Source organism: [Clostridium] celerecrescens 18A (assembly GCF_002797975.1).
Lineage (GTDB): Bacteria > Bacillota > Clostridia > Lachnospirales > Lachnospiraceae > Lacrimispora > Lacrimispora celerecrescens.
In genome coordinates this window covers 1,416,241-1,429,723 of sequence record NZ_PGET01000001.1, presented here as the reverse complement: position 1 = coordinate 1,429,723, position 13,483 = coordinate 1,416,241, and the positions used below count along the sequence as shown (strand labels likewise).

The window sequence follows — 13,483 nt, the reverse complement described above, 5'->3', positions numbered from 1 at the left end:
ACGGCTCTTCTCATTTTCCGCATTCCGTTGGTCAGGTCAAATCCCTGTCCGCTGCATCTTACTCAAAATAAGCGTATTTAAATTCCACATCTGGCCCGAAAGGATGATTGACCAGTCCTTTCACATTGGATTTTGTAAGGGTTGCAGAACCTCTATGGTACAAAGGTGCAACAATCACATCCTCATCGATCAGAAGATTCTCCGCCTGCAGCAGCATATCCAGACGCTTGGCGTCATCGGTTTCAACTCTTGCGTCGTTAATCAGTTTATTATATTGTTCATTTTGATAGGAGCCACGGTATGGAGTGCCGTTGGTCCATAAATCAAGGTATGTCATGGCATCATCATAATCTGCGCCCCATGCGGTAGATGCAAACATGTAATTATCGTTATCCATTAATTCATTTCTTGCCTGAACCGTCTTTGTATCAATCACGATATCAATGCCTAAATTCTTATTTAATTCGCTCTGTATGTAGGTTGCAACCGCCTTTGTTACAGAATCATCTCTTACCAGCAAAGTAAGAGTTGGTGTCTGTCCCAATTCCTTACAGCCCTCTTCCCAGTATTTCTTAGCCTGTTCCGCATCAAATTGACAAATATTTCCGTTTAAATCACGGAAGCTTTTGCTTTCGTTTCCATACATGCCTTCCGCAATCAGACCGGCACTTGGAGCAGAGCCATCAGCAAGAATTGCCTTCACTAAGGTCTCACGGTCAATGGCCATGGAAACAGCTCTGCGGATATTTTTGTTTGCCATAACCGGATTGCTCAAAGAGAACTGCAGATACTCGGTTCTGAACTCACTCTTAGAACTGAATTCCGGATTATTCTGATAAGCGGCTACGTTGGCAGAATCAAGAGCCACCTGGCTCAGTTCATCGGCCAGATAAGCATTAAGGGCTGCAGAAGCATCTTTCATTACCCTTACCTGAGCATTTTCAACCTTCACATTTGCTGCATCCCAGTACTTATCATTCTTTTTCAAGGTAGCCCCTACCGCCGGATCATAGCTGGTAATAACATATGGGCCGCAGTAAATCATATTCTCTGCGCTTAAACCATACTGGTCGCCTTTTGAGGTGACGTATGCTTCATTTAACGGGAAGAACTGGCAAAGAACAGTTAACCGGGAGAAATAAGGGGTAGGTGCTTTTAAAATCACCTGGAAGGTCTTTTCATCAAGGGCCTTTACTCCCACATCTTCTGCACTGGCTTTGCCTTCGTTATACTCAGCACCGTTAACAATATAGTCAGTCATAATGAAGCTGTAGCCATTGGTGGCTTCCGCACTCATCTGCTTTAACCAGGCAAATACAAAATCATTTGCTGTCAAAGGAGTTCCATCACTCCATTGCAGGCCGTCTCTCAAATGAAAGGTGTATGTAAGTTTATCATCGGAAACATCATAGCTTTCCGCAAGTGCAGGCTGCGCATCATGATTTTCATCCAGGCGAAGCAGACCTTCAAATGCATTATTGTTCACCTTTGATGACTGATTGTCAGAAGCCGCCCATTGTACCAGAGTTTTGATCTCAGCATTTGCATATACGCTAAGCACCTGATCGCCGGCTGCCGGAGCCTCCTTTTTGTCAGAAGCGGCTTCACTAGATTCCACACTTTGGGAAGCTCCTCCAGTGGTGGGGCTGCTGGTTGACCCGGTAAAGCCACAACCTGACAGGGTTCCAATAACAAGACAGGCTACAGTGCCTAAAGCTAATACTCTTTTTTTCATTTTTCCCTCTCCTTTTGATATTGTTTTTCTTGTTTCGTCTTAATTCATCGGCATTTCGCCTATGAAATTATTTGAATTATACATAATTTTATTATTTATGTCAATATTTTTTATTATTTCATCCGATTCTGAATTGTTTTAATTATTTATTAAAATTAATCTATATCCAAAATGCCATTTTAGCAAGGATTTCCAGAATACTGCAATTTGTTTTTTTCCCTGGAAAAATCCAGGAATGTTACGCAGGAGAAGGCATCTTTCTCTTCCGCCCTCATTGCACGGTTATATATCTCCAATGCCTTCTCAACGGTGATCTCATCGTCATGGTAATAATATAGAGTCGCTTGCGTAGAGGAAACCACCCGTTCAATTAACAGCCTTGCATCCTGGTTTTCAAATAATATTTCATTTAAGTTATTTTTTGTGATCATCATACGCGATTCTCCTTTCGCATTAGAACAAGTGTTCGTTTCATGGTTAAAAATTAAAACCACCTCATCGTGATTTTCTAAAGAACCTCTATCTGTTATTGGATAATGCGGCATCTGTTTCCCTTAAATAAATGACCTTTCGTATGACGGTTTATTTCTATTGGTAAAATGAAAAACTATATTCCAATTTATATGTTTTCTGTTTTTTGGCATCAGTAAATGCCAGTTTATCTTAGGGTACTATTTTAAAAGAAATATCTGATTATCAGCATGTGGCGCTAATTTAGCGAGCGGCATGCTTCAGTAGAAAAGTTCTTTGATCATGAAGATGAAGAAAAACCGTTTCTTTGGAGCAGATCGTGCAATTAAGTATTTCAAAAACAGCAGATATTCTTACTAATTACTTTGGGTTATTATGATTTTTAGCGTTTGCAGAAAACCAATATTTATACTGCAATGAATGCATCGAGAGCCTTCTTTTGATGCTTTCACTTAAATCGGCGACGCAAGTCCAGATTATTGCTGTATTAACGGAATACTTTTTTATTTAATCCTTATGCATATTATAACACAGATATGCCACAAATGCAAACATATGTTCTATTTTTTTAATTTTACCTGACTGCTGCTTATAGACGGGTACCGGACACCTTCAATTGCCTGATTCTATTATTACATTTAAAGTATTAAAAAGGGCACTGGATTATTCTCCAATGCCCGATCTACAGCATATCTATAAAAACATCGTTATTTTAAAATATACCTGTCACCGAAGCTCTTTTTCTCAATTATTCCATTTAATCCTTTCGAACTCTTAATGGAATACCTGTTTCCTTTTGAAAAGAAGCCAGAAATATCTTCCAACTCAAAGTTTTCACCCAGTAAATTTTTAGTCTTCAGTTTACCGGAAAATGTTTCCGTCAGCTCCCCCAAATCCTCATCGATAAACCCACTTTCCCGGTAAAGATGGGTTTTTGCACCTTTTGACTTAAAATAAAATTCCATAACATCCTTCCTCTCTGGTTTTTCTTTGATGATGATTTATTAATTCAAATCTAATCTCAGATATACTAAATTATCCATCGGACTGTTATTATACGAATCAATTTCAAAAAATCCAAGTTTTTTATACAAACGTATCGCTCCCTCTAAAAAGGGAAGTGTGTCCAGCAGAATGCTTTTATAACCGATTTCTTTCGCATCATTAATAATTAGTTCCACAAGCTTATTAGCAATTTTATGTCCTCGGAATGCAGGTTTAACATATAGTCTTTTCATTTCACAGTTCTCATCATCAATTTTTCTTAAACCAATGCAGCCAACTGCTTCATCTTCTACTTTTGCTATATATAATCTACCATCTGGACGTGCGTATTTATCCGACAAATGATCAAGTTCTGAATCGTAATTTTGGATTTTTAAATATTCAGCAAAATCAGGGTCATTTTCAACCAACATATGAGTATACTCTAAAAACAATTCTTTAATTTCACTAATATTATTATAAGCGACTGTTATTTCTGTTTTCATATTTAAAATTCCTCTCTAGTCTCATTTATATATATGAAGAATACAGCAAATCTCAAAAAATATCAATGTTAAGTTTCGTATGTCAATTTGTAGTTTTCTATTTAAAATTAACCTTAGTCAATATCCTTTTTCCTGTTACCGAAAACCTTCATCGCGATGATCTTCGGCATCTTGTATTTTATGGAAATTTTCTTAGAAACCTTCCTTACGTCTTAACTTACGTAAATTCCGCTTTACCGCACTGTCCCATTCAGCCTTTTGTCCTTGTGTCGTAAGTTTAAGTCCCGGCACTTTAACAGGATTTCCCTCTTTATCAATTGCTACATATACCAGATAGGCACGGTTAATCGGTTTTCGTATCCCCGAAAGATCCTCCGAGTAGGTATCTACCCTTACTTCCATTGAGGTATTACCCACATAGGTTAATCTTCCTATCAACACAATGGTGTCATTTATAAAGGCCCCTGCCTTAAATTGAAGATTATCTATTGCAGCTGTCGTAGTGTTACATTCAGCATGGCGTTTAGCAGTTATCGCACCCACGACATCAATCCACTCCAGAAGCTGCCCGCCAAAAAGTCTACCACTTCCATTGATATGGTTAGGCATCAAAAGGTGAACCTGCTCTACCATGGATTCCTCTACTGTTTTTAATTCTTTCATTGGTTCTCCCTTCTTCTTCTGTTCAATTAAATTGTTTATTCCTTCTATACTCTTTAATACTATAAATCCAGAGTTATTATAATGTCAACATTTAGATAAATGTTACATCAGACAAAAAGCCTACGTAAAGAAAACTAATGGGGTTACCTTAAATTAATTTAAGTTGATGCAAAAAATACTACCAATATAATTATTGATAGTTGATTGTAAAATATAGTTTTTAAAACCTCTACAGGAAATAGTTATTTTATACAAGCCGGCTTTGAAATTGTAGATCGGTTTGATGATGCTTTTTATATGCCATTGGGCATTCGTCTAAAGTTTCTTTATTTACTGATGTCGTATAAATTCCATTCATTTGCTTTTTAAACTCTGATACAGTAAACGTCTCTTTTGCTTGTGACCTACTCATTAATCCACCGGCTCCATGTGGGGCAGATTGATTCCAGTCATCATTTCCCTTTCCAATACATACCAGGCTGCCATCTCTCATATTTATAGGAACAATCCCATACTAAGCATTTAACAATATGTAGGAATCAAGACATGTATCATTAAAACACATGTCTCAATTTCTTTTTTTCTTATAAAAACTGATGCATATCTTCGGAAAGCTTTTCTTCAAGGCTAATAAGCCGTTTCGTAATATCTTTAGGCTTTTCGTCAGCCGCCTTATACTGGTTTAGATACTTATTGAGCGATTTTACGCCCATATTGCATCCATCAGTTATCAAATCGGCAATTGTATGATCTGACTCCTTCATAATCAATTTCACATTTGTTTTTATCCATGACATACCTTTAGCCATTGGGTTCGGTTCTTTGCCGTCGCAATGAAGTTCATCTAAGAGGGTGCGAATTTCCTCTTTTAATTTAACATGTTTATCTTTGCAGTCAATCAGATATTTTTTCAGCTTATCATCATAGGCATATTCTAAAACTTCATCAATTGACGCAACTCCCATTTTTATCCCCGCATCGCACTCACGTAACAGATTAATTGTATCTGATTCTCTCATATTTTCACACAACTCCTTATTTTATTGTATAAAATAAGTATATCTATTTTTATTGTTTATATCCAATTTTCATATTCTCCACTTCTTACATATTACGTTAGATGTATCTGTCCAATCTTTGTTTTATGTATTTTCTATTCTTTCAAAGTCGTACGGCTCATCAGCCAGTCTTTCTAATTCAATCTCAATAATTCCATTGTCACGGCAGATAAAGATATCCTTTGATCCCACCGTCTGCTTTCTCAAATTGTTACATTTAGGATATATATCTGCTAGGGTAGCATAACAATACTTTTCCAATTTATTGAAACTTATGTCAAAGCAGTGCTTCTTTATTATTATTTCATCACCTTCTTTAAAAATAGGGCAATAATTATTCTTTTTTACTACAGTCATTTTAATGACTGTCTGAGGACGAGTCTCCATTTCTATACCTCCTAAAATAATACTCTATTTATGTTTTTAGCTGCTAATAACTACATCATAAAAGCAGCATCTCATAATATCAGTTTTCTTTACATTCTTTCCTTCCTAAGTTCACTCATAATTCGAAAGAACACCTTTTATTTCGTTAATTAAGCACCTTAGCTGTGCACAAGCATCTGTGCTATCAGTTGCAGCCGCTAAGAAAATTGAATTAACTTTATCTTTGTAACCAAGTGGATGACTGTTAAAACTGTCTATCATTCCGACTGCCTTTTTTTCATTTATACAGTATTGTTCATTTACCGCAAATAACACTTGATTAAGTGCTGATATCGCTCGCACTATATGAGCAGTTACATAATAAATATCATTTTTCCCGGCATTGCTTTCTGCAATCATTAACGAAAACTCTGATTCAAACCCAAAAAATCCTATGATAGCTTGCTTCAATTTTGGCGGATATTGTTCTGCAACGCTCTTTAGTTCAGAGATAATACCTTGTTTATCCCACAATACTTTGCATATTGCCAGTTCACCCATATACATTACATTGATATACGCATGCGGGTGTCCAGTTTGATAATGCGCCGAAATGCCTCCTTCCTGGCATTCCGAAATCACACTTTCAACTCGTTGTACATCGCGTAGTATAAAATCGACATGATATCCATCAATAGTAAGCCAACCACCTCCATTGACCCATTTTCCCCACTCACCGGGAGAAACAACCAGCTTTTCCCTATGATTGTCATCTAAAAGTTGTGCTGCTTTGTTCAAAGATACAAGATCAAGCGTAGCATTATCGTAATAGATGCCGATGTCTACATCTGATTCAGGTGTATGTGTTCCCCTTGCACGTGAGCCTCCAAGCACAATAGCTTCGATACCTAAAACTGCAGTCAAAGATGTTACAACTTTATCTAATACTGTTTTCATTTCATTCATGTATGGTTCACCTTTCTTTCAAAAATAATAAAAACTCCATGTATTCATTAAAACTATTAACTAATGTTAATTAAATCATAATTCATTTAAATAAAAATAATTCAGCTCACTTAACAAATACAAAAAGATTATACTCATAGTTAGCAAGCTTAAACTCTTCCATAATTCTACCACAAATTTCTTATAAATATCAGTTTAATGTTCGTATAAGTTGCATTCCTCCTTTGGTGCTTAGTTTTTTCAATTATTTGACATATCTTTTTATATTTTTCATATAATTTATTTGTAGGCTTACGCCAGAACTGAGTATAGACGAAAGGAGACGTTCCATGAAAAAGGCTGATCATTTTTCCGACTTATCTCTTCCTGATCAGGATATTTTGATCGATCACATCTTTTTTAACTATAAGATGATTCCAAGCATTAACTATCAACAGACTGCTTATGGTCTGAAAGCGCGTTTCAACCGCGTAACAGGGGCTGATATTGGGCACCAAATCACTTCACAATGCTTCATGGAAGCCATGGTCAAAGCAGGTTACAAAGCGATTCCGGCTAAAAAAGACGTTATACCTAATTGGCATTTTAATGTTGGTAAGGTTCAATTTATAACCCATTGACTCATCTCATTTTGCACTCCATAACTTTTGGAGTGCTTTTTGCGTAAAAAAATTGAAAGCTTTCAATCGGTGTTTCTGGCAAATATCAGTTTCATGAATTTCTGGCACTAAAAAACTACTAACTAAATACTGATAGTTAGTAGTTCGTGATTAACATCATTAAACTGAAACTTCATGCTTTTACATAAAATACATTAAAACTATTATACCTAAAGTAATTCTATACCATCCAAATATTTTAAAGTCATGCTTTTTAATGTATGCCATTAAAAATTTTATAATAAGCATAGATGAAACAAATGCTGTTACCATACCTACTAAAAGAATCGTGAATTCAAATGTAGAAAACAAAAGCCCAAATTGCAAAATCTTTAATAAACTAGCTCCAAACATTACAGGAATGGCTAAGAAGAATGTAAATTCAGCTGCTACTTTTCTTGATACCCCTAAAAGTAAAGCTCCTACAATAGTAGCACCGGAGCGGGATGTGCCTGGAAATATCGCCGCTATCAACTGAAAAATTCCTATAGTAAAGACGATGTCAAATGTTAACTCTGACATTGAATTTATCCTTGCACTTTTATCCTTATAATTACTTTCGATTACTAAAAAAGCAACACCAAAAACGATTAAAGCAAATGCTACTGTTTGATAATTGTAAAATAGATCTTCAAACTTTTCATTGAAAATTATTCCTATAACCCCTGCTGGAATACAGGCAACTAATATTTTAAACCATAGAATTAATACATCTTTTTTTATATATACTTGACTTTTGGCAGAAATATTATTATTTGTTTGTCCAATTGGGAAAATATCATTCCAAAAGAGAACAACTACCGCCATAATTGCTCCTAACTGGATGACAACCTCAAACATACTATAAAACTTTTTAGATACATCTAATTTTACAAATTCATTAATTAAAATCATATGCCCTGTACTGCTTATGGGTAGCCACTCTGTAATGCCTTCAACAATCCCAAATATAAATGCTTTAATAATCTCTATCACTTTCATAGTCTCCTATTTACTACATAATTCTGGTTTATTTTATTCCCAATCATTGTCGCATATAACTAAAAATTCCGATTTACACTATTTAATAATATAGTAAACACTTCTAACTATCAATATTAAGTTTTCAATGTACACTAATACGTTAAATACTAATTCATACTATATAAGAGTAGGGAAATGATTGTTTTATCGGTACTTAAAACATTGTTCTCTCATCATCATAATAAAGACAGCTACTGTTTGTATATCAGATAAGTCAATGACCAGTACTAATGTCTCATGTTATTTAATACCTTTATTGTCATAACATCGAATTCCTCTTCGCTCATATTTTATTCTTGCATTTTATTTTACTTCTCCTAGCAAACACTTGATTTTTAGTATAAAAAAACTACCAATATGATTATTGATAGTTTAAAATAATTTAGATTATGATTGTTTTGAAAACATTATCATAGACATCCCTGTATCCTGCGTTAGTGTATCGTCAGGCATCTTACTCATTAAATAAGTTATATAAAAATCCCCGACAGCACCCGTTAAGTTGGCCATCTGTACAAAATATATTAGCCAGAAATAGCTCTGTGATACAATAACATTAATTATAAATAAAATAATACCAAGAATCACAACAGGTGAAAGTGTTATTATGATGTAATGTTTTTTATTGAAATAGGCATAACTACCTGCATAAGCACATAAACCAGCCAATCCATAATGAGCCTTTTTTCCACTAAATTTCCTCATATAATACCCGTGTATCGCTTCATGTATAATAGTATAGATGATACATAAGACAATAGCTAGAATTAGAAAGTAAATAAATTTCAAATCAACTGTAAAGGTTATTGGAGCTATAAGTTCACCTAAAACCACCATAACGATAAATATTATAAATGCAAAAATATTTAATGCTATTTTATCTTTTTCCAAATCTACTTTTCTTATTTCCTTATATCCTTCTGGCAATTGATTCATATTTGTCACTCCTTTTTAAGCCTTAGATCTCATTGCTTATACTGCCCTAGTATACAACACTTCCTACTGGCTGTCCATAAAATTACCCCCTTCTCTTGTAAGCATATCATACGACAGAAGGGCTCATTTATCAATGACACCCAAAAATCTTGTTATTATGGTAATAAAAACCTCCGGAAATCCAGTGGTAATCTATCAATACTTTCTTAACATGTTAAACAGTTGCCAAAAGTCTGATCTGTTGCAGTTTACTTTGGTTCTTAGTGAATAATATTCTTGTAAGGTATTCCCCTTAATGTCATATGCCTCATCAGATATATAGATAGTCGTATCTCCATATTCTTTTACCACCTTTCGATATAAACCAAGCTGCTGATCAGGAAAATTCGTAAGTAAATCCTCTTCAATAAATTCAGTCATATCATATCCTCCATTTTCTTATGCCTGGTTTTATGCAACAAATCAGCCAGCAGCATCTGACGGCTACCGGCCTATTCATATTATTATACAATTTTATATGAAAATAGCATTTACCAATTTTTACCAACCCATTGTAGAACGAAATTTCCGCTTATATGATAATATAAAACCAACTATCAAAAATGATAGTTGGTTTTCAGTAATTATATTTAAGTATTATTCTGCTACTGCAATACATTCAACAAAAAATGTTATTAAAACGATGAACAGGTACAGTAAATGTAATCACCAACATTCTTCAGTTTACAAAATATCTGTCATCACTATCTCCAATGTTCTCCCAATCATAACCCTCTTTGCATCATCTTTCCAGTAAATCCGACTTACAACCCAAAGGATTTGAATTTGTAATAAAAAAGCAACTACCATTTTAGATAGTTGCTCCCATTTATGAACTGGCTTATGCTAAACAGATTGGCGACGCACGCCTATGGGCATTAACCTATTTCATCTGTTTCCAGTATTTTGATAGAAAACCAAATGTAATAATAGGATTTATGACCCCGGTTAATGAGGTTATAATACCCACATCATGTATTGCCACATTTAGTACCATTATTATTACTGTAAAAATTATAATGGCATAAAAAGCAATCTTTCTTTTCTTAATTAACAACAGTATATAAGCTGCGCAGCTAGCGACACCTATAACAGCCAAATCAAAAAATCCGACTGTACAATTGACAATTAGAGCAAGAGCGCTAAAAACGATACAAATGATACTCCAGATTTTAATACCTTTACCAAATACTAATGTTTCTTCATTCATGTTACTACCTCACATTTCTTTTTATAATACTACATATTTATAATCGACCTTACCGATAAAATCTTAAGTTATTAAAAAAGAAAAGAAGTCCTCTAGCTTTCCCAGCATTACCAATCAAACATAACATAATAAAAGCAACCGGTTATAGATATTCCGATTGCTTTTAAATTATTAATATTCATTATTTTCCAATTTTTGATTTTATATATGTTTTACGCCCTCTTCATCAGCTTGTTTCGTTCTTGTTACACAAGAGCTGAATCGTCGTTTTTTGATTCAGCGACATTATTGAAGTTAATCGTTTGGGCAACAGCTTGGCAACAGTTTTGCCATTTGAACTCTGATAAAAAAATGAGAGAAGCCACATAAACACTAGTCTACAGGACTTCTCTCACTAAAAAGGGGAGGATAAGTATTCACTCATCTTTGGTATAATCCTATTATGGCCTGATCCACATGTTTTATTCATATAAATGCAAAGATTATTTTTTTATATCGTCTCCCCAAAATTTCTTTCCATTTTCTCTTTTAATCCTTTTAAATAAACCTTATTAAGGGAAAGCATGGTTTCTTCCTTTTTTCCCGGCTCCTTTTGCATCTTCTCTTCCAGGGCATCGATCTCTTCCTGACATTTGTTGATCTGGTCCCTCAGCATGGAACGGCTTGGCTTCTTCATCAGGGCCGGTAAATCAAGAGTTCTTATGAGGAAACGAGTCACAGCATTCTCTGTATTTTCCTCGTTCTCATAGATTCTGTTAAAAAAGTCACAGACAGCATGATATATATTGTGGTGCTGTTTAACTGCTTCTCCGCCTTTGCCGCATATAGAAAAACTTCCGGCCCCTACTGTGAAACAGACCGCATCAGCTTTCTTCTTATCCAGACTGAATTTACTTTTTTCAATTCCGTCCTGTTCCAGCCCTTCATTTATGATATCAAAAATATACCATTTGAATTCGCTGATTTCAGTCGTTTTCTCCAGCGCTTCCAAACCACACCTTTTCGTATCTTCCATTCCTTCTCCTCTTTCCTGTATCCTATTATTTTTTAACACTTTTTCCTGAAAGCAAGCATTTACATTATATCGAATGTTTTCAATAACCTCAATCATAAAATATAAACGAACTGCAATAATATCCATTGATCTGATCTGTTGTCCGTTTAAATATTTGTAAGCCTTTCAAACAGCGTATTGACATCGATCTGACCGTATCCCCAGATATTATTGGGATAAGTAGTCCCGCTGTCTCGCTGTGCTCCGCGAATCAGCAGACGGTTTACGTCATTTCCTGTAATATTGGTATAATTTCCCCTTGGAATCGCCCATTCAAAAACCATGGCAACAATTCCTGCTGCCTGAGCTGCCGCAGACCCGCTTCCTGTTATGCTGCCATATTGGTTTCCCGGAACTGCACAGGTAAGCTCAAATCCCGGTGCCGCGATATCTGGTTTAACAAATCCTGTTCGTGTATAGCCTCTTCCGGATTCAGGCAGCACGGTATCATTAAACTGATTATAAGCGGTTACTGTCAGAGGATTGGTTGCGTTTGCCGGTGAAGTTATGGTAGTATCTGGGTTGGAATTTATAAAAAAGGTGTTTTCTGATATCAATTCTCCTGACGGCAGCCATGCATGAAAAGAAAATGGTCCGTTATCAAGGTTCTGCACCCGAATGTTCCAGATTCCTGGAAGGGGATCCTGAAAACGCATCAATATGAGCTGGTCCCCGGTCTCTTCTTCAAAAATATAATTATTAACCCATACGATGCTTGGGTTAAATACGAAGGCAAATCTTCTGCATTCTCCCAGGGCCGGAAAAACCTGCCCCGTTGTTTCTCTGTTCGGAGCGGTTATTTCGATTGACAGCCTTGCCGGAGCAAACGGCCATAGCTCAATAGCAAACAGTTTATCATTTTCCCCAACACTTAGTTCAAAGCTGTTCTGGTAGGGTTCCGTTGTGGTGCTGTTAAAGTAATGTCTGCGTTTGTTTGCTTCATTACCGGTGCTTATCGTTATTCCTATATGCGGCTGCTGCGCCAAATAATTGGTAATGAAGCTGGTCGCTCCCCGTCCGTCATGGCTTGACTGGTTTGTTCCCATTGCAATGCATATGGTGATGGGACGGTTCAGTCTTTGAGCAACGGTAGTCACATAACCGATCCCAATGATTAAATCCGACTCCTGATAGCATTCGGCATCTGGAGGTGCAAAAAAGATTTTTCTCAAACTGCTCTTTGCCTGCTTTAATTTTACGACCACAATGTCGGATTCCGGTACAACACCACTGAATGCCTGCTCCAGGCTCGGTTTTCCCGCTATTACACTTGCGATTGCAGTTCCATGACCATTGGTATCCACAGAAGGGACTATGGATAAGGGATTTTCCGACTTAAGTGCAACATTGATATACTCCCTGGTGTATTCGGTGCCGTACGTAAATCCCTCCGGCGGTGCGCCATCCTGAATGGTCTGGTCCCATATGGAAAGAATGCGGGTTGTTCCGTCATTATATAAAAACGCCTGATGCTGGTAATCAATTCCGGTATCTATGACCGCAACAAGCACTCCCCGGCCAAATAAAGCCAGATAAGGATTTCTCTGAACCGTTCCGATACCAGATTTTTCAAGGCTGACGGTGGAGCTTAAGGTCAGCAAAGAAGGAAATGCATTATAAGGGTAAACTCCCAAGTCGCAGGGATTCGCTGAATCAACAGGGATATGAGCCAAAGAATGCCTTAAATCCATAGGTGTTATATTATCTCCGGTATCATATGTGGGAATCATTATATTACTGATGATCAAGTCATAAAAATTATCATCCAATATTTTTTGCATGATCAGGCCTCCCTGTCTATACTACTGGCACA

General features: G+C 36.1%; 15 protein-coding genes and 1 pseudogene. 1 reads left to right on the top strand and 15 read right to left on the bottom strand.

The window, feature by feature from the left end; genetic code table 11:
* Window positions 1–58 precede the first annotated feature (58 nt).
* The 9 genes and pseudogenes from H171_RS06800 to H171_RS06760 all read right to left on the bottom strand — a co-directional run bounded on the left by H171_RS06800 (window position 59) and on the right by H171_RS06760 (window position 6,749).
* Window positions 59–1,735 carry a peptide ABC transporter substrate-binding protein gene (locus tag H171_RS06800; protein WP_100304467.1) on the bottom strand — a complete coding sequence of 559 codons (1,677 nt, stop codon included), beginning with the start codon at window positions 1,733–1,735 and terminating at the stop codon, window positions 59–61.
* Window positions 1,736–1,914: 179 nt separating this feature from the next.
* On the bottom strand, window positions 1,915–2,169 hold the full coding sequence (locus H171_RS06795; RefSeq protein WP_100304466.1) for a hypothetical protein: 255 nt from the start codon (window positions 2,167–2,169) through the stop codon (window positions 1,915–1,917).
* A 744-nt stretch (window positions 2,170–2,913) separates the two neighbouring features.
* Window positions 2,914–3,171 (bottom strand): hypothetical protein, encoded by a 258-nt coding sequence (locus H171_RS06790; protein WP_100304465.1) that lies wholly within the window; start codon window positions 3,169–3,171, stop codon window positions 2,914–2,916.
* Window positions 3,172–3,210: 39 nt separating this feature from the next.
* On the bottom strand, window positions 3,211–3,696 hold the full coding sequence (locus H171_RS06785; RefSeq protein WP_100304464.1) for a GNAT family N-acetyltransferase: 486 nt from the start codon (window positions 3,694–3,696) through the stop codon (window positions 3,211–3,213).
* A gap of 192 nt (window positions 3,697–3,888) precedes the next feature.
* Entirely contained in the window at window positions 3,889–4,359 is a 471-nt protein-coding gene (locus H171_RS06780; protein WP_100304463.1) for an acyl-CoA thioesterase, read from the bottom strand.
* A gap of 153 nt (window positions 4,360–4,512) precedes the next feature.
* A pseudogene (locus H171_RS24985) lies at window positions 4,513–4,867 on the bottom strand (RtcB family protein); the annotation flags it as partial.
* 76 nt (window positions 4,868–4,943) lie between these two features.
* Window positions 4,944–5,378 (bottom strand): hypothetical protein, encoded by a 435-nt coding sequence (locus H171_RS06770; RefSeq protein ID WP_100304462.1) that lies wholly within the window; start codon window positions 5,376–5,378, stop codon window positions 4,944–4,946.
* 123 nt (window positions 5,379–5,501) lie between these two features.
* Window positions 5,502–5,804 (bottom strand): hypothetical protein, encoded by a 303-nt coding sequence (locus tag H171_RS06765; protein WP_100304461.1) that lies wholly within the window; start codon window positions 5,802–5,804, stop codon window positions 5,502–5,504.
* A gap of 111 nt (window positions 5,805–5,915) precedes the next feature.
* Window positions 5,916–6,749 carry a nucleotidyltransferase domain-containing protein gene (locus H171_RS06760; protein ID WP_100304460.1) on the bottom strand — a complete coding sequence of 278 codons (834 nt, stop codon included), beginning with the start codon at window positions 6,747–6,749 and terminating at the stop codon, window positions 5,916–5,918.
* Between the two features lie 329 nt (window positions 6,750–7,078).
* Here H171_RS06760 and H171_RS06755 point away from each other — a divergent pair, with 329 nt between their 5' ends.
* A complete protein-coding gene (locus tag H171_RS06755; RefSeq protein WP_100304459.1) occupies window positions 7,079–7,369 on the top strand; it encodes a hypothetical protein in 291 nt (96 codons plus the stop codon).
* A gap of 180 nt (window positions 7,370–7,549) precedes the next feature.
* Here the strand turns inward: H171_RS06755 and H171_RS06750 are convergent, their stop codons facing one another.
* From H171_RS06750 to H171_RS06725, 6 genes are all read right to left on the bottom strand, one after another.
* Window positions 7,550–8,389, bottom strand: a complete 840-nt coding sequence (locus tag H171_RS06750; protein ID WP_100304458.1) for an undecaprenyl-diphosphate phosphatase — start codon at window positions 8,387–8,389, stop codon at window positions 7,550–7,552.
* Between the two features lie 429 nt (window positions 8,390–8,818).
* Window positions 8,819–9,367, bottom strand: coding sequence for a DUF3267 domain-containing protein (locus tag H171_RS06745; RefSeq protein ID WP_100304457.1), 549 nt, complete (start codon window positions 9,365–9,367; stop codon window positions 8,819–8,821).
* Between the two features lie 195 nt (window positions 9,368–9,562).
* A complete protein-coding gene (locus H171_RS06740; RefSeq protein ID WP_100304456.1) occupies window positions 9,563–9,787 on the bottom strand; it encodes a hypothetical protein in 225 nt (74 codons plus the stop codon).
* A gap of 502 nt (window positions 9,788–10,289) precedes the next feature.
* Complete coding sequence (locus H171_RS06735) at window positions 10,290–10,616, bottom strand: hypothetical protein (protein WP_100304455.1); 327 nt, start codon at window positions 10,614–10,616, stop codon at window positions 10,290–10,292.
* 490 nt (window positions 10,617–11,106) lie between these two features.
* A complete protein-coding gene (locus H171_RS06730; RefSeq protein WP_157803129.1) occupies window positions 11,107–11,631 on the bottom strand; it encodes a hypothetical protein in 525 nt (174 codons plus the stop codon).
* Between the two features lie 146 nt (window positions 11,632–11,777).
* Entirely contained in the window at window positions 11,778–13,451 is a 1,674-nt protein-coding gene (locus H171_RS06725; protein WP_100304453.1) for a S8 family peptidase, read from the bottom strand.
* Between the last annotated feature and the right edge of the window lie 32 nt (window positions 13,452–13,483).